The organism is Peribacillus loiseleuriae, assembly GCF_001183985.1.
GTDB classification, from domain to species: domain Bacteria; phylum Bacillota; class Bacilli; order Bacillales; family DSM-1321; genus Peribacillus; species Peribacillus loiseleuriae.
In genome coordinates, this window is sequence record NZ_LFZW01000001.1 from 3,984,347 (window position 1) to 4,006,073 (window position 21,727).

17 protein-coding genes, 1 pseudogene and 1 other annotated feature are annotated in these 21,727 nt (G+C 39.3%); of the genes and pseudogenes, 7 read left to right on the top strand and 11 right to left on the bottom strand.

Annotation, left to right across the window (positions count from 1 at the left end; all coding sequences use genetic code 11):
• The first annotated feature begins 157 nt into the window (after positions 1-157).
• Together rpsD and AC625_RS18415 are read left to right on the top strand one after the other, a co-directional pair.
• Positions 158-760, top strand: a complete 603-nt coding sequence (gene rpsD / locus AC625_RS18410) for a 30S ribosomal protein S4 (protein WP_049682621.1) — start codon at positions 158-160, stop codon at positions 758-760.
• A 106-nt stretch (positions 761-866) separates the two neighbouring features.
• Positions 867-1,535, top strand: a complete 669-nt coding sequence (locus AC625_RS18415) for a DNA alkylation repair protein (RefSeq protein WP_049682622.1) — start codon at positions 867-869, stop codon at positions 1,533-1,535.
• A 320-nt stretch (positions 1,536-1,855) separates the two neighbouring features.
• On the opposite strand, the gene tyrS is transcribed toward AC625_RS18415, so the two are convergent.
• Complete coding sequence (tyrS, locus tag AC625_RS18420) at positions 1,856-3,112, bottom strand: tyrosine--tRNA ligase (RefSeq protein WP_049682623.1); 1,257 nt, start codon at positions 3,110-3,112, stop codon at positions 1,856-1,858.
• A gap of 54 nt (positions 3,113-3,166) precedes the next feature.
• Positions 3,167-3,384, bottom strand: a binding site (T-box leader).
• Positions 3,385-3,521: 137 nt separating this feature from the next.
• Between tyrS and AC625_RS18425 the strand changes: the two genes are divergently transcribed.
• On the top strand, positions 3,522-6,377 hold the full coding sequence (locus AC625_RS18425; RefSeq protein WP_049682624.1) for a transglycosylase domain-containing protein: 2,856 nt from the start codon (positions 3,522-3,524) through the stop codon (positions 6,375-6,377).
• A 76-nt stretch (positions 6,378-6,453) separates the two neighbouring features.
• On the opposite strand, the gene AC625_RS18430 is transcribed toward AC625_RS18425, so the two are convergent.
• Both AC625_RS18430 and acsA read right to left on the bottom strand, forming a co-directional pair.
• Positions 6,454-7,842 carry an L-cystine transporter gene (locus tag AC625_RS18430; protein ID WP_049682625.1) on the bottom strand — a complete coding sequence of 463 codons (1,389 nt, stop codon included), beginning with the start codon at positions 7,840-7,842 and terminating at the stop codon, positions 6,454-6,456.
• Between the two features lie 185 nt (positions 7,843-8,027).
• The gene (gene acsA / locus AC625_RS18435; RefSeq protein WP_049682626.1) at positions 8,028-9,746 is read right to left on the bottom strand and encodes an acetate--CoA ligase; all 1,719 of its coding nucleotides are present in this window, start codon (positions 9,744-9,746) and stop codon (positions 8,028-8,030) included.
• Positions 9,747-9,928: 182 nt separating this feature from the next.
• Between acsA and AC625_RS18440 the strand changes: the two genes are divergently transcribed.
• Both AC625_RS18440 and AC625_RS18445 read left to right on the top strand, forming a co-directional pair.
• Positions 9,929-10,561, top strand: a complete 633-nt coding sequence (locus AC625_RS18440) for a GNAT family N-acetyltransferase (RefSeq protein ID WP_049682627.1) — start codon at positions 9,929-9,931, stop codon at positions 10,559-10,561.
• 28 nt (positions 10,562-10,589) lie between these two features.
• The gene (locus AC625_RS18445) at positions 10,590-11,777 is read left to right on the top strand and encodes an acetoin utilization protein AcuC (protein WP_049682628.1); all 1,188 of its coding nucleotides are present in this window, start codon (positions 10,590-10,592) and stop codon (positions 11,775-11,777) included.
• A gap of 132 nt (positions 11,778-11,909) precedes the next feature.
• Here the strand turns inward: AC625_RS18445 and ccpA are convergent, their stop codons facing one another.
• Together ccpA and AC625_RS18455 are read right to left on the bottom strand one after the other, a co-directional pair.
• Complete coding sequence (gene ccpA, locus AC625_RS18450) at positions 11,910-12,911, bottom strand: catabolite control protein A (protein ID WP_049682629.1); 1,002 nt, start codon at positions 12,909-12,911, stop codon at positions 11,910-11,912.
• Between the two features lie 651 nt (positions 12,912-13,562).
• Entirely contained in the window at positions 13,563-14,642 is a 1,080-nt protein-coding gene (locus AC625_RS18455) for a bifunctional 3-deoxy-7-phosphoheptulonate synthase/chorismate mutase (protein WP_049682630.1), read from the bottom strand.
• 245 nt (positions 14,643-14,887) lie between these two features.
• On the opposite strand from AC625_RS18455, the gene AC625_RS18460 reads away from it, so the two are divergent.
• Positions 14,888-17,038 (top strand): cell division protein FtsA, encoded by a 2,151-nt coding sequence (locus tag AC625_RS18460; RefSeq protein WP_049682631.1) that lies wholly within the window; start codon positions 14,888-14,890, stop codon positions 17,036-17,038.
• Between the two features lie 113 nt (positions 17,039-17,151).
• Here AC625_RS18460 and ytxJ read toward each other — a convergent pair whose 3' ends face one another.
• From ytxJ to AC625_RS18475, 3 genes are all read right to left on the bottom strand, one after another.
• On the bottom strand, positions 17,152-17,478 hold the full coding sequence (gene ytxJ, locus AC625_RS18465; protein WP_049682632.1) for a bacillithiol system redox-active protein YtxJ: 327 nt from the start codon (positions 17,476-17,478) through the stop codon (positions 17,152-17,154).
• Positions 17,479-17,581: 103 nt separating this feature from the next.
• Entirely contained in the window at positions 17,582-18,157 is a 576-nt protein-coding gene (locus AC625_RS25170) for a YtxH domain-containing protein (RefSeq protein WP_053178140.1), read from the bottom strand.
• A gap of 50 nt (positions 18,158-18,207) precedes the next feature.
• A complete protein-coding gene (locus tag AC625_RS18475) occupies positions 18,208-18,711 on the bottom strand; it encodes a DUF948 domain-containing protein (RefSeq protein ID WP_049682633.1) in 504 nt (167 codons plus the stop codon).
• A 320-nt stretch (positions 18,712-19,031) separates the two neighbouring features.
• On the opposite strand from AC625_RS18475, the gene AC625_RS18480 reads away from it, so the two are divergent.
• Positions 19,032-20,147: an aminopeptidase gene (locus AC625_RS18480; RefSeq protein ID WP_049682634.1), complete on the top strand. Its 1,116-nt coding sequence runs from the start codon at positions 19,032-19,034 to the stop codon at positions 20,145-20,147.
• A 147-nt stretch (positions 20,148-20,294) separates the two neighbouring features.
• Here the strand turns inward: AC625_RS18480 and AC625_RS27885 are convergent.
• From AC625_RS27885 to AC625_RS27895, 3 genes and pseudogenes are all read right to left on the bottom strand, one after another.
• Positions 20,295-20,819 (bottom strand): annotated as a pseudogene (locus AC625_RS27885) (transposase); the annotation flags it as partial.
• A gap of 18 nt (positions 20,820-20,837) precedes the next feature.
• A complete protein-coding gene (locus AC625_RS27890) occupies positions 20,838-21,272 on the bottom strand; it encodes a transposase (RefSeq protein ID WP_245645035.1) in 435 nt (144 codons plus the stop codon).
• A 42-nt stretch (positions 21,273-21,314) separates the two neighbouring features.
• Positions 21,315-21,602, bottom strand: a complete 288-nt coding sequence (locus AC625_RS27895) for a hypothetical protein (RefSeq protein ID WP_245645036.1) — start codon at positions 21,600-21,602, stop codon at positions 21,315-21,317.
• Positions 21,603-21,727: the final 125 nt, after the last annotated feature.

Below are 21,727 nucleotides of genomic sequence, written 5' to 3' on the forward strand. Positions count from 1 at the left end.
GTGCTTTTACGGTCTCATTTTGTTCCTCTTTATAGAGGTGTACCCCGTAACCCTCAGCTGCTAGGGCGAAGATACATGAAAACAAAATGACCATAATCGTGAATCGCAACGGTTTTTATTTTACCCAAATAAAAACATTTGAAGGAGGAGTCATCCTATGGCTCGTTATACTGGCCCAAGCTGGAAATTATCCCGTCGTCTTGGAATTTCCCTTACAGGTACTGGTAAAGAATTAGAGAAGCGTCCTTACGCTCCTGGACAACATGGTCCAAACCAACGCAAAAAACTTTCCGAATACGGATTGCAATTACAAGAAAAACAAAAACTTCGCCATATGTACGGAGTTACTGAGCGTCAATTCCGCTCATTATTCGACCGTGCAGGTAAACTACAAGGTGTACACGGTGAAAACTTCATGATTCTTCTTGAATCTCGCCTTGATAACGTTGTTTATCGTCTTGGTCTAGCTCGTACTCGTCGTGGATCACGCCAACTTGTAAACCATGGTCACATCCTTGTTGATGGAAAACGCGTTGATATTCCATCATTCAAAGTGTTACCTGGACAAACAATCTCTGTTCGTGAAAAATCACGTAACCTAAGCACAATCAAAGAATCAATCGAAGTAAACAACTTCGTTCCTGATTTCTTGACTTTTGATGCTGACAAATTAGAAGGTACTTTCACTCGTTTACCAGAACGTTCTGAAGTTCCTGCTGAAATTAACGAAGCTCTAATCGTTGAGTTCTACTCTCGTTAATCGATTTTGCTTTTGGCCCTCATCCTTGGATGGGGGTTTTTTTATACATAGTTTCTGTTTCAGTAGAAACATTATCAACCAAATCTGACATACCATGGAGGGGCCTATGGACTTTTATATTCAAAAATTAGAAAAATTATACTCTGAAAACGCCGAGGCAGAATATGCAAAGTGGTCTAAAAAATATATGAGAAATCAATTTGATTTTTTAGGTATCCGAACGCCCATTAGACGAAATTTGACCAAGCAATTTTTGAAAGAATACGGATTACCATCAAAAGAGGAACTTGAAACAGTTATTCTTACGTTATGGGAAAAGCCAGAACGAGAATACCAAAAAGCTGCCCTTGATATCTTGGAAAAGACTAAAAAAAACCTTACTCCCGATGACATGCGCTGGCTAGTCAGTTTGCTCAAGAGTAAATCTTGGTGGGATACAATCGACGTCCTATCCCCTCACATCATGGGATATATCTTTTTACAATACCCTCATCTTATCCCCTTATACCCTGATCAATGGATTGAAGATGATTATATTTGGTTACAAAGGTCTGCCATTCTTTATCAGCTTTACTATAAAGAGCATGTGAATGAAAAACGTTTGTATGATTACATTTTACGCCAAGCACATAGCAATGAATTTTTTGTACAAAAAGCGATTGGCTGGGTGTTACGCGAATACGCCAAAACGAACGCTTCCAGTGTTCAATTATTTGTTTCTCAAAACCAATTAAAACCGCTGAGCAAGCGAGAGGCTTTGAAACATCTGTCTTAGAAAGTGTTATTCTGAACAAATCTATGATTTTACGAGCCAGAATAGATGGCTTACCAGCTTGGAGTGGGTACACCGCGAGACGCTTTTGGGGATTTGCGAGTTAGATTTCGAATCGTCCTTCATAAGGTCGATGCAGGGCAATACTCCATAGAAATTCGGTAGACATGTCCTTCATAAAGGTCGCGCCGGAATAGCTACTTTGCGCGCCAGACCTAAATCCTACTTATCCAAACAAAGGTCAGACCCCCATATCTACTATTATACTGGGTTAAACAGTGTATAGTAGATGAGGTCTGACCCTTTTTAGACAACTTTAGTTATTATTTAATTAACGTATATTTCTTTTTCCCGCGGCGAACGAGCATGAACTGCCCTTCAATCTTATCTGCTTCTGTTACGACATATTCTAAGTCTGTCACCTTTTCTCCATTAATTGAAATCGCCCCATTTTGGATATCTTCTCGAGCTTGACGTTTAGATGGAGAAATCTTCGCTTCAACAATTAGTTCAACTAAGTTGATGTCATCGGTATTGTTTCGGCTGAAACTTGGAACGTCTTTGAAACCAACTTCGATCTCCGCAGCACTTAAGTTTCTCACGTCACCACTGAATAACGCAGCGGAAATTTTTATCGCTTGGCCCAAAGCAGCTTGACCGTGGATTAGACGGGTCATTTCCTCTGCCAATGATTTTTGTGCTTTGCGTAAATGCGGTTCGCTTTCTACCGATCGTGCTAATCCCTCAATCTCTTCATGTGATAAGAATGTGAAGAATTTCATGTATTTCACTACATCAGCATCTGCTGCGTTAATCCAGAACTGGTAAAATTCGTACGGTGTCGTTTTCTCAGGATCAAGCCAAATTGCTCCACCTTCTGTTTTTCCGAATTTCGTGCCATCTGCTTTTGTTACAAGTGGAATTGTCATCCCGAATGCTTTAACAGCTTCATCATGAGATTTGCGAATCATTTCTAAACCCGTTGTAATATTGCCCCACTGATCACTTCCGCCAATTTGAAGCTTACAATTATGATTGTCGTATAGATGATTAAAATCAATTCCCTGCAAAATGGTGTAAGTAAACTCTGTAAACGAAATCCCCGTTTCCAATCTTGAAGCAATCGTATCCTTCGCAAGCATGTAATTAATGCCGATATATTTCCCGTAATCACGCAGGAAAGTAACCATATCAATCTTGCCAATCCAGTCATAGTTATTTAACATGATTGCACCATTGTCGCCATCAAAATCAAAAATTTTCGTTAATTGACCCTTCAGGCAATCAGCATTATGCAAAACTGTTTCCAATGTTTGCAGGGAACGCTCTTCTTTTTTTCCACTCGGGTCACCGATTAATCCCGTTGCTCCACCCACTAAAACAAGCGGACGATGACCATGTTGTTGAAAACGTCGCAAGGTTAAGAATGGTAATAAATGGCCAATATGCATGCTATCTGCTGTCGGATCCACGCCACAATATAACGCAATTTTTTCTTTTTCTAAAAGTTCCTTCATTCCTTCTTCATCTGTTTGTTGGTAAATAATTCCTCGCCATTCTAAATCTTTAAGCAGTTCCATCTGATTTCCTCCTGTTTTTCAAAAAATGACAAATAAAAAACGCCCCTTCATCAATGAAGGGACGAATATATTCGCGGTACCACCCAACTTGAGGACATACTTCATCCTCCGTCTTAAGACCGTTAACGGCTGTCTACCGTTTACTGCTACTTAGCGTTCACAGCAAATGCTCAAGGAAGTAATTCATCAAAACTATGTGTACCGATTCGCACCTTCCACCGGCTCTCTAAAACAGGGATAGTTTAACTACTGAGTCCTCTCATCGCTTTCCTAATAAAATTCCAGTTAATGATTTTTTATCATATATTACATGCTATGTCAAGTTCAGCATCCTATAGAAATACTTGAAAATTTCCCTTCTAAATACGGATATATGCTATAATGTATCTGATTTCAGGGGGTATGATAGATGAAAAATAATGAAAATGAGCCTATATCATTTTGGTTGAAATTCACCAATTTCTTTCGTAGTAAAAAAACGCAAAAATACTCCAGAGTTACATATCATGTAGTTTGGAATATACTGCTTTTGTTTATTATAGTCCTTGTTTTAGGATTTTCCTTTGCCGGCGGTGTAGGTGCAGGTTATTTTGCCGCTTTAGTCAAAGATGAACCGGTTCGCTCAAAAGAAGAACTCAGAAAAGATATTTATAATTACGAAGAATCATCAGACTTATATTTTGCTGATAACATTTTTCTCGGGAAGTTAAAGTCAGATCTCGATCGCGAAGAAATAACTATTGATGAAATGTCACCACATTTGCTCAATGCCATCGTTGCAACAGAGGATGAATACTTTAATCAGCATAAAGGTGTCGTACCTAAGGCCGTTATGCGGGCGATTTTTCAAGAAATGACAAACGCATCCGTTCAATCTGGCGGAAGTACATTAACACAACAATTGATCAAAAACCAAATCTTAACGAATGAAGTATCCTTTGATAGAAAAGCAAAAGAAATTCTACTCGCTCTTCGATTGGAAAATTTCTTTACAAAAGACGAAATCCTGCAAACATACTTAAACGTATCAACCCTAGGTAGGAATTCTTCTGGCCAAAATATCGCTGGTGTCCAGGCAGCAGCTAAAGGAATCTTTGGAATCGAAGCAAAGGATCTTTCCATTCCACAAGCAGCTTTTATCGCCGGGCTACCTCAAAGTCCTTTTCGTTATACGCCTTATACGCAAAAAGGGGAATTGAAAAGTCCAGAGAGTCTTGAGCCAGGATTGTTAAGGATGAAAACCGTACTTAAAAGAATGCGGGAAGGAAATTACCTTACAGAACAAGAATACAACGATGCCCTGAATTATGATATTACCAAAGATTTCATCGGACCGAAAACAGCACCTTCCAAAGTATATCCATGGTTGGTTGTGGAGCTTGAAGAACGGGCGATCAAGGTTCTTTCAGGAATTCTCGCAGAGCAGGCAGGCTATGAAAAATCAGACCTGGAAACAGATAAAGATTTAAAAGAACAATATACTACTCTAGCAAGAAGAGAACTGAAACAGAATAATTACAAAGTCTATTCAACGATTAACAAAGACATGTACGATAACATGCAAAAGGTCGTTAAGAACTATGAATATTTCGGGCGAGATAAACCCCAGCAAGTGACCAATCATGAAACTGGTGAAGAAACCACGATTCAAGAACCAGTAGAAACAGGAGCCATCCTCATTGAAAACAAAACTGGGAAAATTCTTTCTTTTGTAGGTGGCCGTGATTTTGATAGAGAGCAGACCAACCATGCGACAATAGCTAAAAGACCAAACGGATCGACGATGAAGCCGCTACTTGTGTATGCACCTGCATTTGAACTAGGATATATTTCACCTGGATCTGTCGGAATTAACGTACCTATTTCGATTCGTGGATGGCAACCGAAAAATGCTGGAGAAGGATATACTGGATTAACCAATGCACGAGAAGCACTCGTTAAATCCTACAACATCCCTGCGGCAAGCTATTATATGGGCATTATAAATCAACGCCCTGCAACCTATCTCGAAAAAATGGGCTTTACCTCGTTAATTGAAACAGACTATTCAATCCCTTCTTTAGCTCTAGGGGCACCTACAAACGGGGTAACAGTAGAAGAAAACGTGAATGCATTTACAACATTTGCGAATGACGGCCAATTCATTGACGCTTACATGATTGACAAAATTGTAGCAAAAGATGGGAAAGTCATTTACCAACATAAAGTGGATCCAGTAGACGTCTTTTCACCGCAAACCGCCTATCTTACACTAGATATTATGAGAGACGTTATATCAAATGGGACTGCTCGATATTTAAATGGCAAGCTATCTTTCTCTTCGGACTGGGCTGGAAAAACGGGTACAACAAACAATACACAAGATGCCTGGTTCGTGGCCACAAACCCGAATGTAACATTTGGCACATGGATGGGCTATGATACCCCAAAGAGAATTGATAATAAATATAAAGGTCTTACGTATAGCCAACGAAATATTAAGCTATGGGCAAGTTTAGTCAACTCGGCTTACAGTGTAAACGCCGATCTCATTGGACCTAAAGGCAAGTTTGAAAAACCAGCTGGAATCGTGACTCGTTCCTTCTGCTCAGTATCAGGTTTACTTCCATCTGATGCTTGTTCAAGTGCTGGATTGGTCAAAACCGATCTATTCAACGTAAAATTCGTCCCATCAAAAGTGGATAATAGCTTTATTAATGGGCAATATGTCTATGCAGGTGGCGGTCGTTACTTGGCACAATCATCGACACCAAGTGAATTTACAAGTGGCGGTTACATGCTGAATCCTGAGTATTTGAATAAAATCGGTGGAAAGTATATTACTAATATGAGTGATTTAATATCTAAATATAATGTTACCGGTTCGACACTTTCTGATAACGGTAAGGCTCCTACTGCCCCAGACCTTGCATTAAACGGAAACAGTATGAAATGGAATTCTCATCCTGAAAGAGATGTGGTCGGGTATAGAGTCTATCGTAATGGTCAAAGAGTGGCTAGTATTCGTTCCAATGAAACTTTAGCGTACAGCATTCAAGACGGAACGTATTATGTCACGGCTGTTGATATAGTTGGTAAAGAATCCACACCTTCTAATGCCGTTACTAAACAGTGGGAACAAAAGCCAGAGGTTCCAAGTAATACAACTGAGACTCGTAAAGAACAAACCAATCAAGAAACGAAACCTGATGTAACACCTGTAGAAACGACTTCACCTACTACTCCTGAGCCACCAGCAGAAAAACCGGCTAAATCGGAAAATTAGGAGTATAAAACAAAAAAACGAGGCGGTCCCTTTAGTAGTGGGACCGCCTCGTTTTTTCAAATTTGGTGCAGTTTTTTTACGCCTCTACTTCAATGGATGTAGACTCATTAAAGAAAGTATCTTTATCCAAATCACCCGTTACTTTACTTGTAAGCACACCAGCAGTCATACTTCCGCTTACATTTAGTGCTGTACGTCCCATATCAATGAGCGGTTCGACTGAAATAAGCACACCAGCCAGCGCAACCGGAAGGTCCATCGCAGATAACACGATCAATGCGGCAAATGTAGCTCCGCCGCCAACTCCAGCGACACCGAATGAACTGATAGCAACAACAAGAATGAGCGTCACGATAAACGAAGGGGACAATGGATTAATGCCAACAGTAGGTGCGACCATTACAGCCAACATCGCAGGATAGACTCCCGCACAGCCGTTTTGACCAATCGATAATCCAAAAGATCCAGCAAAGTTTGCGATTCCATCAGAAACCCCTAATTGTTTTTGCGTTTTAATATTTAACGGTAAGGCCCCGGCACTTGATCTAGATGTGAAGGCAAACGTAAGTACTGGAAATGCTTTTTTCAAGTATTTTACTGGACTTAGTCCACTTAAAGACAGCATCAACAAGTGAATCAAGAACATAATGATTAACGCAACATAAGAAGCAATGACGAATTTACCCAGCTTGTAAATAGCATCAAGATCACTTGTCGCAACCGTGTTTGTCATAATCGCAAGGATGCCGTATGGTGTTAATCGTAGGATTAAGGTAACGACACGCATAATTAACGAATAAAAGACATCAACGATTTTTGCGAACATTTCTGCATGCTCTGGCTGCTTTCTTTTAATTCCGATAAAAGCAAAGCCTAGAAATGCAGCGAAGATAACAACTGCAATCGTTGAAGTCGAGCGAGCACCTGTTAAGTCAAGGAAAGGATTAGCAGGGAAAAATTCAAGAATTTGCTGTGGCATCGTTTTCCCCTCTAGTGAAGCTCCAAATTTCTCTTCCAGTTGAATACCACGATCCATTTCTGCTTGACCCTGCTCAATTTGTACAGCTTCTAAATTGAAAACGGTAGCGGATCCAATCCCAATTGCTGCGGCAATGGCCGTTGTACCGATTAGAATTCCTAAAATTAGCGTACTGACTTTCCCAATATTATTCGTAAGTTTTAACTTTGTAAACGCTGAAATAATAGAAATGAAGACGAGTGGCATAACAATCATTTGCAAGAATTTCACATACCCACTTCCGATAATGCTAAACCAGCCAACCGATGAAGCGATGACCTCAGAATCCGGACTTGAAAAAAACTGTAGAACGAATCCAAACACAACGCCCAAACCTAATCCGGTAAACACTCTTACCGTAAATGACATATGCTTTTTTTGCATATAAAATAAAACAGCTACTAATACTAGCATAATAGCAATATTCAATAGAACATACCCTAACATACATACCCCTCCTGAACCATTATAGTTTCTTATTCATATAAGATAAGTTGGTTTTGATCTTTTATTACTATATTACGATTCACATAAGATTACTAGTACTTTGCTTAAATAAATTTTTTAAAATAAAAAAATCCTCTTTAGCACATTCACAATATGTGCCTTTGAGGATTTTTTTCTTGATAATATCAATCTTCCATTGAAGACAAATCACCTGTTGGCAAATTAAGCTCCCATGCTTTAAGTACACGACGCATAATTTTTCCGCTTCGTGTCTTCGGTAATTTTTCTCGGAACTCGATTTCCCTTGGAGCCGCATGAGCTGCTAATCCTTGCTTGACAAATGTTCGAATTTCTTCAATTAACTCTTGTGTAGGCTCATATCCATCTCGAAGCGCGATAAATGCTTTAATAATTTCTCCACGAACTGGATCTGGCTTACCGATGACACCTGCTTCTGCAATGGCTGGATGTTCCACCAGCTTGCTCTCTACTTCAAATGGTCCTACACGTTCGCCTGACGTCATGATCACATCATCGACACGACCTTGGAACCAGAAATAGCCTTCTTCATCCATATATGCAGAATCACCTGAAACATACCAGTCTCCCGGCATAAAGTACGATTCATATTTTTGCTCATTATTCCAAATCGTATGCATCATGGCCGGCCAGCCTTTCTTAATCGCTAGATTCCCCATTCGATTCGGCGGAAGCACATTTCCCTGATCATCTATAATTGCCGCCTCGACTCCAGGTATCGGTTTACCCATGGATCCTGGTTTAATAAGCATGCTCGGATAATTACAGATTAATTGTGCGCCTGTTTCTGTCATCCACCACGTATCATGAATTCGCCTATTAAAGACCTTCATTCCCCACCGGACAACCTCAGGATTCAAAGGCTCACCTACGCTTAGAACGTGGCGCAGTGAACGTAAATCATATTGCTTCACAGCTTCATCTCCCGCACCCATCAGCATGCGGAATGCAGTTGGAGCACTGTACCAAACCGTTACTCCATAATCTTCAATCGTTTTATACCAGAATTCTGGCTTAAAGCGACCGCCTACTACCACATTCGACGTTCCCGTTAACCACGGCCCAAATATGCCATAAGAAGTCCCTGTAACCCAGCCAGGATCTGCAGTACACCAATATACATCCTCTTCTTGCAAATCCAGTACCCATTTAGCGGTTTGATAGTGCTGTATCATAGCATTATGTACGTGAAGTACACCTTTAGGATTCCCTGTTGAACCAGATGTATAATGAAGGATCGCCCCATCGTTCCGGTCCACCCATTCAATCGAGCAGTTCTTATCTGCTTCTGCGACTTTTTTCATAAAATCATACTGCGTTTCGGTTTCTTCAATATTTTCTCCAACAAGAAAAATATGTTTTAAATCGGGAAGTTCGTCTACAGGAACGCGTGAAATAAGAGCTTGCGTTGTAATTAACACTTTAGCCCCACTATCAGTCAAACGATCCCGAACAGCGCCTTCCATAAAAGCTTCAAAGAGCGGGCCGACAATCGCACCTGTTTTGATCGCGCCGAGCACAGCAAAATAAAGCTCTGGTGAACGTGGCATAAAAATAAACACACGATCCCCTTTCTCAATATTCCCATACTCCTTAATGACGTTCGCTGCTTTATTGGACCACTCTTTCAATTCCTTAAATGTATATTTTTCAGCTCGATTCTCATCTTTGTAATAGAGGGCCACTTTATTTTTCCGGAATGACTCAGCGTGACGATCAATTGCTTCATAAGCAAGATTTACCTTTCCTGTTTTTGACCAAGTAAATTCCTTCTCGACTTCAGACCAGTCGAAATGCTTGTAAGTATTCTCGTAATCTCCTAGATTATAATCCCCTTTAACCGATGGTAACGCTTCCATTTTCATAAACATTCATCCCCCTCCGCATACTCTCTAGATTCATTATAATATAATTAACTTTTTTTCACAATTTTTTTAATATTCAGTAGACATAATTTGGTAATGTCACTGATTTTGTTATATTTGATTTATTTAAAAAACTTATTTTTATGTATAATGAAAGAAACGACTTGTTAGGTGGTGAAGAATTGGAGCACAACCAGACATATAACAAAATGGAATTAAACACGATGCATCAAACATTAATTATCGAAGGGCCGATAACTGCAAGGGAACTACAATCCTATGAATTTCACAAGGACTTAGTTGCATTTCGACCCGCAGCACAGCAACATCAAGCTTTAATTGAAATTGCGGATCTTCCTGAAGGCCGGATTATCATTGCCCGAAGTGAGAACACAGTCGTCGGATATGTGACCTACTTATATCCAGATCCGCTGGAGCGATGGTCAGAGATTAAAATGCCGGATTTGATAGAACTTGGTGCCATCGAAGTGATCCCCGATTTCCGTGGTGCTTCAGTAGGAAAAAATTTATTAAGAGTATCCATGATGGATGAGAATATGGAGCACTATATCATTATTACGACTGAATATTATTGGCATTGGGATTTAAAAGGAACAGGCTTGAATGTATGGGAGTACCGAAAAGTGATGGAAAAAATGATGAATGCTGGAAGTCTTGTTTATTATGCAACGGACGATCCAGAAATAAGCTCACATCCAGCCAATTGCTTAATGGCTCGGATTGGCAAACACATCCCCCTTGAATCCGTTCAGAAATTTGATCAACTTAGATTTATGAACCGTTTCATGTATTAAGGTTTAAGTGTGTTTAGGAGGAATGGAAATGATTAACAAACAAATCAGGAAAAAGGATGCCGTATTCATTTATTCAGATGAGCTATTAACTTACAAATTCCATGATCATCACCCTTTCAACCAAAAACGGCTAAAACTCACACTTGATTTATTACAAACCCATCAAGCAATAGCTAATGAAGATATCATTAAACCGAGAATGGCGACAGACGAAGAACTTCAATTGATTCATGACCCCCAATATGTAAACGCAGTCAAACTTGCAAGTCAAGGCAAGCTATCTCCGGAAAAAGCGGAGAATTTTGGACTCGGCACCGAAGACACACCTATTTTCAAGCAGATGCATGAGGCAAGTGCTTTATTGGTCGGCGGCACCCTTACAGCTGTTGATTCTGTCATGTCAGGACAAGCTCAGCACGCTTTAAATCTAGGCGGAGGACTACACCACGGCTTTTCTGGGAAAGCGTCTGGGTTTTGCATCTACAATGACAGCTCTGTAGCCATTAAATATTTGCAGCAAAAATATCATGCGCGTGTTTTGTACATCGATACCGACGCCCATCATGGTGATGGCGTGCAATGGGCCTTCTATGATGATCCAGATGTCTGTACGTTATCGATTCATGAAACAGGGCGTTATTTATTCCCTGGGACCGGAAATATTCATGAACGTGGACAAGGGAATGGGTATTGTTTCACATTCAATATTCCCGTTGATGCATTTACAGAAGATGATTCTTGGCTTGATGCATACCGAACTTCTTTTAAAGCAATTATTGAGTATTTCAAACCGGATGTAATCCTTACTCAAAATGGCGCAGATTCACATTATTACGATCCCTTGACACACTTATCAGCCACAATGCGTATTTTTAAAGAAATCCCTAAAATAGCCCATGAACTCGCTCATAAATATTGCGAGGGGCGCTGGATTGCGGTCGGTGGTGGCGGCTATGATATCTGGAGGGTGGTACCCCGTGCTTGGTCATTTATCTGGTTGGAAATGACCGATAACAATAGAAATTCAGGTCCATTGCCACAATCTTGGATTGACCGTTGGCAAACTGAGACACCTGTTACACTCCCTACTACTTGGGAGGATCCAGAAGGTATCTATGAGCCGATTCCCCGGCGAGCGGAAATTACGGAGAAAAATGCACAAACCGTAGCAAAGGCGTTATATCCCATTCGGTCAAACAAATCGGCTTCATCATAGGTATTCATGCACCAAAACGAAAAAAAAGAGAGGTTGTCTCATAAGATCCTGACCTCACTACACAGCATAACAGTTATACTCTGAATGCGTTGTTGTGGGTCTGACATTGGCTTTTGAGACAGCCTCAAATTCTTATTTCGTTGATTGTCTTTCTTCAATTCGATGAGGAAGAATGACAGCCTCATTTCCTTCTACCGTTTCTTTGTTCATCAATTTCGTCAGCAATCTCATGGAAACAGCACCGATATCATAAAGAGGTTGTACAACGGTTGTAATGTGTGGGCGTACCATTAAAGTCAGGCGTGTATTATCAAAACTGATGACTTGGAAATCTTCCGGGACATTGTAGCCTTTATCTTGCGCTCCATGAACAATTCCAAGTGCCATCTCATCTGTACCAGCAATAATCGCAGTCGGTTTAGTTTGAGATTCAAGTAATTTTTCTAATGATTCGATTCCTGAATCATACGTGTAATCCCCTTCTACAATCCATTCTTCGTTATACGAAATATTGGCAGCTTTAAGTCCACGCCTATATCCCTCTAGTTTCTTTTTCGTAATTGGATCTTCAAGATTCCCGCCAACAAAAGCAATTTGAGTATGGCCTTTCCCTGTGAAAGACGAGACTGCATCGAAAGCTGCAGCTTCATAGTCGATATTAACAGACGGAATTTGCTTCGTATCCTCAACCGTTCCTGCTAGCACGATTGGAACAGGAGACTTTTGGAACTCTGAAATATGAGTCTCAGTAATGTTTGATCCCATGAATACAATTCCATCCACTTGTTTCCCAAGCATTGTATTCAATAAACGAAACTCTTTATCTTGATTTTCATCAGAGTTGCTCAAGATGATATTATACTTATACATCGTGGCGATATCTTCAATTCCACGTGCCAATTCCGCATAGAAAATGCTTGAAATATCGGGTATTATCACGCCTACCGTTGTTGTTTTTTTACTTGCTAGTCCTCTGGCAACAGCATTTGGACGATAACCTAAGCGATCAATGACTTCCGAAACTTTCTTCCTTGTTGCTGGCTTAACATTTGGGTTGCCGTTGACAACACGTGATACGGTCGCCATAGATACATTTGCTTCACGCGCAACATCATAAATTGTAATATTATTCATCAAACCACTCCTTCACTACTATCATTTTTCATTTACTTGAGCTAGATACTAAAATTCATTGAAAAAAAAATAATTTCTTACTTTATCTCTGTTTAACTAACCATCAATGGGATGAAAAAAACTCGACTGATGAAAGTTTTTATTAAAAGTATATATGCCAAGTCAAAAAGGCACTGTCCCTATCTTTTAAACATGATGAGAATTCATGCCGTACACTTTAAACGTCTTTTAAGAAAAACATACAAATTATAACATACTTTTCGACAAAACTCTCCTATTCACTCCTAGTAAAAAGTTAATAAGAAAAAATTGTTTCGTAAAGATTCCTTTAATCATACGATAAGTGACGCATTACTGCAACGAATCTTGCCATTTTTGCGTACAAATCGGATGAAATGATTCTTTTTCATAATACATTCAACAAAAATACAAGCGTTTCGTTGAAGAAAAAACGACAGATTACGTCACATTTCTAACTTCACCGTTCTTCCCCACAGCAATAAGGTCCTAGAAACAAATAAAAAGAGAGGTTGTCCCAAAAGCGTCTGACCTCACACTCAATATACCGTTCATTGTATCATTTAAACGATATATAGGAGATGTGGGGTCTAACCCTTATATTATGGGACAGCCTCTCTTTAATAAATCAATTTATACAGTTACGCCAGTCAACATTTTCTGAATTTCTTTATAAAACTCATCAAATTGTTTGAAGTCCATTTGTTGCGCAGAGTCAGAAAGTGCAACTGCTGGATCAGGGTGAACTTCTGCCATTACACCATCTGCACCAATAGCTAGAGCTGCTTTTGCAGTTGGAAGCAATAGATCACGGCGGCCAGTTGAATGTGTAACATCAACCATGACAGGTAAATGCGTTTCTTGTTTTAAAATTGGAACAGCTGAGATATCCAATGTATTTCTCGTTGCTCTTTCATACGTACGAATTCCACGCTCACAAAGGATGATGTTGCCATTTCCTTGTGACATGATGTATTCAGCTGCATGGATGAACTCATCGATCGTAGCTGCGATCCCGCGTTTTAAAAGAACTGGTTTATTCACCTTACCAGCAGCCTTTAATAATTCAAAGTTCTGCATATTTCGTGCGCCAATTTGAATCACATCAATATAATCTAGAGCAGTTTCAATATCATTCGGACTAACAATTTCACTGATGATAGCTAGATCGTACTTATCACCGACTTGTTTCAATATTTTTAATCCTTCAAGGCCAAGACCTTGGAAATCATATGGAGAAGTACGTGGTTTAAATGCACCACCGCGAAGTAGTTTCAGACCTTTTGCTTTGACAACTTCAGCAACCTGAGCTACTTGTTCGTAAGATTCAACTGCACAAGGACCAAACACGAAGCTTGGAATACCGTTTCCAACTAGTTCGCCCTTCAAATCAATCACTGTATTTTCTGCTTTTTTCTGACGAGAAACAAGCAACGCTTTCTTCTGATTCTCTTCTTGTAAACCGAGACCCATTTTAAAGATTTCTTTAAAAATATGTTTAAGTGATGCAGGATCTAGTGGACCCTGATTATGATCTTCGATTGAATCCAACATTTTTCGTTCACGAACTGGATCATATCGGTTAATCCCTTGTTTTTCTTTCACTTGGCCAATTTCTTGTACAAGTTCAGCACGTTTGTTAATAAGATGCAATAACTCCAAATTCACATCATCTAGTTTCTCACGCAAAAGTTCCAAATTATTATTACTCAAAATAATCCACCCTTTCCTTTCCGGTCAACCAATTGAAAAACATAGCTTCTTCATAATTAATGAGATGCTGACAAGTTTTTATCATTCTCATCCGGAATCTGTTATGAATTGAAAAAATATGTTACTGTTTTTATATAATTTCATTCATTATAAATGAAAATTTTTGAATTGTCACTATTTTTTTCTTTATTAATTAAACGCTTTTAAGCATTAAAGTAAATTTTAGTCTAAAGAAGGTGTTCTTTGTGCACGAAAAACTATTCGCGCTTGATATTGGTACTCGTTCCGTTGTAGGAATTATTTTAGAAAAAACGGCTGATTCATTTGAAGTAACAGATATTGTTTCAATGGAACATCAAGAACGAGCTATGCTAGATGGGCAAATTCACGATGTGATCGCTGTCTCAAAAGTCATTCAAACCATTAAAGACATATTGGAAAAGAAACACGGCTCACTTCATAATGTGTCGGTTGCTGCAGCTGGGCGTGCACTAAAAACAGAGCCTGCCTCTATTAGTATCGATATTAACGGGAAATCAATACTCCAACACGATGATATTCTGCATCTCGAATTAAGTGCCGTTCAAAAAGCACAAGCCATTGTGGCTGAAAAAAACAACTCAAGTTCAAACCATCATTATTATTGTGTCGGATATTCCGTTTTATATTATCGACTTGATGATCAAGAAATCGGCAGCTTAATCGATCAGAGTGGAACAAAAGTCTCAGTCGAAATTATTGCAACATTCCTTCCAAAAGCGGTTGTTGAAAGCTTACTTGCCGCTTTGAAACGAGCAGATTTACATATGCAAGCTTTGACGCTTGAGCCAATTGCTGCAATCAATGTTCTCATCCCACAGTCGATGAGAAGATTAAATGTCGCGCTCGTGGATATCGGAGCCGGGACTTCTGACATTGCCTTAACAGACTCAGGAACCGTTATTGCCTATGGGATGGTACCGATTGCTGGTGATGAAATCACAGAAGCCATCAGCGATTCGCTTCTACTTGATTTTCCGTTAGCAGAAACCGCTAAAAGACAGTTGATTGATCAAGAGATAATTACTGTAACCGATATCCTTGGTTTCGAGACGGAAATACCAAGTACTGAGGTCGTCGAGAGTATTATGCCTTCCATTGAAAAATTGGCAGATGCTATTAGCCAGGAAATATATATATTAAATAACAACATACCACCAAAGGCAGTGATGCTAGTTGGCGGTGGCAGTCTAACCCCCAAGCTCCCTGAAATTCTGGCTGATAAATTAAATCTTCCGAAAAACCGTGTCGCTATTCGAGGGATTGAAGCCATTGGACAGCTCACAATTGCTGATCATGTACACAGTGGCCCTGAGCTCGTAACACCAATCGGGATTGCTTTAGCCGCTCATAAAAGTCCGATTCAATATATGAGTGTGAATGTAAACGGTCAAACGATCCGCCTCTTTGATATGAAAGAAATGACAGTAGGGGATTGTCTGCTAACTGCAGGAATTAAATTGAATAAATTATATGGAAGACCTGGCATGGCCATGATGGTTAAGTTCAACGGACAATTAATTACAATCCCAGGTGAGCATGGGACAAAACCGATCCTGACAATAAACGGCAAGGACGTATCATTAGATTACACCGTTCAAGATGGCGATGAAATCACAGTCCAACAAGGAGATGATGGCAGGTCACCTAGATTGTCTATTAAAGACCTTGCAGATGGATTGCCAAGTAAACAGGTCACAATCAATGACGCTAAACACACGATTCATGCCGAACTACGCCGTAATGATCAAGTTGTTACAGGTGAGGAATTTCTTCATGACAATGATAGAATTACATGTACAATACCAGGTACACTAGAAGAACTTTTTACTAAGACCAATAAAGAAGATCTATTGAGAAGTGTAAAGCCATTTACGGTTACAGTGAATGAAAAGGAAGTTACCCTCCCTGCATTCGGAGGCAAGATTGTCAAAAACGGTATTCCAACAAATCCCACAAGTACATACGAAGATGGTGATGTGATTGAAATGAAGTCGTCCCGGCCACTCACTACTGATTTAGCCTATGCGATGAATGCACAGCTCACATTTTCAATCCCAGTTACATTCAACGGAAAAAAACTACGGCTTACAAAGAAGCTCGCTGAGTTTTATCGCGATGGACATACTTTAACGAGCGAAGATGTCATCAACCATGGAGATACTCTTAGCTTCGTTCAAAATAAAATGGAGCCGTTTATTTTTCAGGATGTATTTATGCATATTGACATTGACATGCCAGAACACATCGTAGGAGGATTTCTGTTAATGAAAAACAAACAAGAGACAACCTTCAACGAAACATTAGCTCCTGGAGATGAACTAAACATTTTATGGCCGACATCATCACCGACATGAAAAAAAGTAAAAAAGGGTCAGACCTTACTCTATACACCGTTTATTATGTCCTCTAAACGGTATATGGAGATGTGGGGTTCTGACCCTTCATTACGACGTGATAGCCTGTTATATCATTTCCCTACTGCGTCTTCGAGTGAAGTCACAGTGATTCTCCAATGTGAATCATTCCAAGCAGGCTTGCCATCTTTAAAATAAATGGCCTGTGGTGATTGGTGTTTCACATCGAAGATTTCCGCAATATAAGCAGAAAGCGGACGTGCTTCCTGAATAGCTAAATAAGCTGTCTTAACATCATTGTGCTCATCAATATACCTTTGATACTCTGTAAAGGCCTCTGCGCTAACAGGGCACGTTAAACTATGCTTAAAGAGAAGGAATGAATCCTCTTTAACTAATTCATTAAACTGTTCTTCTGTTTCAATTTTCACTAATGTCATTTCAACAACTCCTTTTTAGGCATTATTCTATAGATTGTTAACCCATTTCACAAAAAATTGGCGCTGAAATTAGCCTATCATTTCAGCGCCAGTTTTGACAAATTTACTGTTTATACTTCGTTTCCGTTTCTTCGAATGCCTTTTCGGTCTCATCGAGCAATTGAGCCGCGCTTTTGTCGCTCTTTTTCGAATCGTTAACTGTTGATTTATCTGTATCTGGTACATGCTTCACTTCAACACTTTTGATTTTTGAATGATGACTGGAACTTCCTTTATCATCTGCCAAACTTTCGATACCTTCTTTTTTACTTAATTCTTCTCCTGTTTTAACGCCAGGCTTTAAGCTTGATACTTTATCCAATAAGTCAGAACCTTTACTTACAAGCTGTGTTACAGAACTGCTTTTTTCTTTAGCCGTTTCAGCAATTCCGTTGCCTTTTTCAATCGCAACCAGACGGAGTTTTTCTGTTTTCTCACCTAAAGATTTCGCTTGTTCATTGAGGTCGCGCAGCAATTCTTTCCCCGTTTTAGGAGCCATGAATAAGCCGCAGCAAGCACCAATAACGCCTCCAACCACAGCCCCAATGATAAATCCTGAAGAGTTACCAGAATTACGATCTTCATTTGCCCTTTCGCAATCCTTCGTATAATCCTTAACCGGAAATTCTTTTTGTGCCATGTTCTTTCTCCTCTCAACTTTGTATTTAATAGTTTTCTTTTTCTTACGTATTATCTAGAACGTAAGAAACGCTTTTTTACTACTTTGTCTGATGCTAATTCCTCTTGTTGACTATAAGATGGTTCGTCAGCTGACATAGTCTGCTTTTTCTTAGATTTCCACTTATCGCGGATTTCCATCGCAACATTTGTCCACTGTACAATCTGGGAAATCTTATCTTGATTATTTTCGAGTTCATGCTGCACTTTCTGTGAAATTTTTTGAACAGATGTATTAAAGTTTTGGATGGAACTTCCCACATCCTTCACTGCATCTACCACGGTATTTAGGTTTTCTGATTTCTTTTGTAAATCTTCTGCGAGTGCATTTGTTTTATGCAATAATTGCGTCGTCTCAAGTGACACACCTTGCATTTGGCTTTCTAACCCAGTTAGTGTTTTCGACACACTATCAAGTGTAAATTGTAGCGACTTTAATGTTTTGGCTAAAAAAACAACTAAAATGAAAAAAGCGATTGCGAAAACGGCAGCACTTAAATATAAAATTATTTCCATGTCCATACCTCCGAAAAATGTTTCACTTATGTTTACACAATATTTTGTCTGTTCTTATCAATACCCTTTCTGTTCTGAGATAAACATCATCCCTAAACATTTTCCACAATTATGATACATATTCCTTCCTCATCGTAGTCTTAGAATAACAAATTTTTTCACGAGTGAAAATTATTTCTCCTCTCGAACCATTACATGCAACAGAATACAGAAAATCGGTTACAATAATGATGTGATAGAGGTACGCAACAAATCTACGTTTTCTTAACAATTTGAGTGAATTCCTATCTCTTTATCTTATTTTTATGGAGGCCATACTAATGAAAGATCCTAGAATTGAACAACTGGCAAAAAATTTAATCAACTACTCTGTTAAGCTACAAAAAGGGGAAAAAGTCCTGATCGAAAACTTCGGCCTACAACGCGAGCTCGTCAATGCCCTTGTTAAAGAAGCATATGCAGCAGGTGGATACCCATTTGTTTCTTTAAAAGACCATCAAGTAGATCGCGCCTTACTGATGGGTGCAAAAGAAGATCAATTTGATATGATTGCTGAATTCGAAGCGAATGTTATGAAAAATATGGATGCCTATATCGGCCTGCGCGCAGGTGACAATATCAATGAGCAATCAGATGTACCTGCAGAAAAAATGGCCATTCATGGCAATACAGTCGGTAAAAAAGTACATAGAGAAATCCGTGTTCCTAAAACAAAATGGGTTGTGCTTCGTTACCCGACAAACTCAATGGCTCAATTGGCTAAAATGAGTACGGAGGCATTTGAGGACTTTTACTTTAATGTATGCAATCTAGACTACGGCAAAATGAGCGAGGCAATGGACAGCCTTGTTGAGCTCATGAATCGTACCGACAAAGTCCGCTTAACTGGACCTGGCACCGATTTAACGTTTTCTATCAAGGACATCAAGGCAATTAAATGCGCTGGAGAATTAAATATTCCTGACGGTGAAGTATATTCGGCTCCTGTCCGTGATTCAGTAAACGGAACGATTACATACAATACGCCATCACCTTATCAAGGATTTACATTCGAAAATGTGAAATTAACGTTCAAAGATGGCAAAATTGTTGAAGCAACGGCGAATGATACAGAGCGCATAAATAAAATTTTCGATACAGATGAAGGAGCTCGGTTCGTTGGAGAATTCGCTATTGGTGTGAATCCATTCATCCTTCATCCGATGCAAGACATCCTATTTGATGAAAAAATTGACGGTAGCTTCCACTTCACACCAGGTCAATGCTATGATGATGCTTATAATGGCAATCATTCCAACATTCACTGGGATTTAGTGAACATTCAACGCCCTGATTACGGCGGCGGAAGCATCTACTTTGATGACGTCTTAATCCGTCAAGATGGCCGCTTTGTCATTCCAGAGCTTGAGAAGTTAAATCCGGAAAACTTGAAGTAATGATTGACCAATCCCACAGCTAAAGCAGTGGGATTCTTTTTCGCAAACATTTTACTTACAAACTCCCAAAGGAAGTCGCAGAGGCAAAACTTGGGCGAACAACTCTCGATAAAAAACAGTCCATCGAAAGGGCAAGGTCTGTGCCTGCTACGCCGTTCGTTCGGCGATACTTTTCTCTTTTTTCGGTTGATCCTTTGGATGTTTTGCTTTTTGTCTTTCTTCCATGGACAAAAAACGCTTATTCCATACCGGTTGCTTATATAAAACCGAAAGAAGTGGTTTCATTTCCATGTGATATTTTTTGCGCACAATATTTTGCGCTCCATTCACATCACGATGGATTTCTGTTTTGTGAACAGAACATATGAAGTTTCTTCCGTTTGCTTGGTGTCGCCCCCCACAAAACGGACAATCTTGGGAGGTATAGCTTTCTTCTGTTTCTTCCATGCTGATCCCTTTTAATTGGGCTTTGTATTTCAGCTTTTGTTTGATTTTCCCCTGATTCCATAGCGATAATTGTTGTCGTCTTTTTTTATTGTATTTCCGTTTCTTTTTCCTATTTTTCTTTGTGTTTTTTTCCAAACCAGATACGTTTCCGATGACAAAGTTCGTTACTTTTTCTTCTTCTAAAAAAGAAACGGCTTCTTTTGTTGTCTTATGTTCCAACTCTTCAAGCTGATTTTTTGTCTTTTATTTTTTCCATTGACGAGAGCCCTTTTTACAACGAGACATTTTTTTACTCAAATCGGCTAATACCTTTGCACGGAATTGAGAAATACTACGCATCGCTCGACCCGAAATTAATAATGCCTTATCCTCGGTCGCTACAGTTACGGAGTGAATTTCACCCAAATCTCCACCCGCCGCTTTAAAAGCATACGTTGAAGTGTCTTTTTCTGGTACAGATACCGAATAACAAAACCAGTAGGCTCCGTTCCTCCAAACGATCTCAGCGTAGTTACAGTTTTTTAAATCTTCTTTTGAAAGATTAGGAATGGTGGCCGATTTGTTTTTCTTAGGAACTTTTTCATTCCAGTTTTTCTTTTTCTTTTTCGTTAAAAGGGTAGAGAGGTTTACTTCGTATTCTACTTTTTTAATTTTGATCGCTTCGTTTGAAATCTCCATAGACGTTTGTTTTAACGGAATACAATAATAGTATTTTTTACGCTACGGATATTTTGCTTTTTTGTCCGTTACTCGTAGCTGACGAATGGTTTCACGATTGGCAACATATTTATCTGCAATAGCTTGAACAGTTTGAGAATGAAGATGATACGTTTGTTTCCGAATCGCTTGGATTTCCGTTTTACTTAACCACTTTTTAAAGGAAAAATAATAAGAAGTTGCTTCTCTGACAATATCATTCCAAACGGAAGCTGCTTCTCGTTGCATGAACCTTAACTCTGAATACAATTTTTTATCATAAGGGATTTTAAATGAATGAGTCACAAACACGGTGTTCTCCTCCTTTCTTATTATTCAAATAACTCCACAATTCAATCATACAGAACATTTGTTCCATTCGCAAATGATACGTTCACTTAAAGCAAAAAAAAAACGAAACATGAACATGTCTAAAG

Bases quoted from the DNA above. Each gene is read 5' to 3' on its own strand.
- AC625_RS25170 (WP_053178140.1), bottom strand. From the start codon at position 18,157: ATGGCACAAAAAGAATTTCCGGTTAAGGATTATACGAAGGATTGCGAA.
- AC625_RS18425 (WP_049682624.1), top strand. From the start codon at position 3,522: ATGAAAAATAATGAAAATGAGCCTATATCATTTTGGTTGAAATTCACC.
- AC625_RS18415 (WP_049682622.1), top strand. From the start codon at position 867: ATGGACTTTTATATTCAAAAATTAGAAAAATTATACTCTGAAAACGCC.
- acsA (WP_049682626.1), bottom strand. From the start codon at position 9,746: ATGAAAATGGAAGCGTTACCATCGGTTAAAGGGGATTATAATCTAGGA.
- ccpA (WP_049682629.1), bottom strand. From the start codon at position 12,911: ATGAATAATATTACAATTTATGATGTTGCGCGTGAAGCAAATGTATCT.
- tyrS (WP_049682623.1), bottom strand. From the start codon at position 3,112: ATGGAACTGCTTAAAGATTTAGAATGGCGAGGAATTATTTACCAACAA.
- rpsD (WP_049682621.1), top strand. From the start codon at position 158: ATGGCTCGTTATACTGGCCCAAGCTGGAAATTATCCCGTCGTCTTGGA.
- AC625_RS18480 (WP_049682634.1), top strand. From the start codon at position 19,032: ATGAAAGATCCTAGAATTGAACAACTGGCAAAAAATTTAATCAACTAC.
- AC625_RS18475 (WP_049682633.1), bottom strand. From the start codon at position 18,711: ATGGAAATAATTTTATATTTAAGTGCTGCCGTTTTCGCAATCGCTTTT.
- AC625_RS18430 (WP_049682625.1), bottom strand. From the start codon at position 7,842: ATGTTAGGGTATGTTCTATTGAATATTGCTATTATGCTAGTATTAGTA.
- ytxJ (WP_049682632.1), bottom strand. From the start codon at position 17,478: ATGACATTAGTGAAAATTGAAACAGAAGAACAGTTTAATGAATTAGTT.
- AC625_RS27890 (WP_245645035.1), bottom strand. From the start codon at position 21,272: ATGGAGATTTCAAACGAAGCGATCAAAATTAAAAAAGTAGAATACGAA.
- AC625_RS18445 (WP_049682628.1), top strand. From the start codon at position 10,590: ATGATTAACAAACAAATCAGGAAAAAGGATGCCGTATTCATTTATTCA.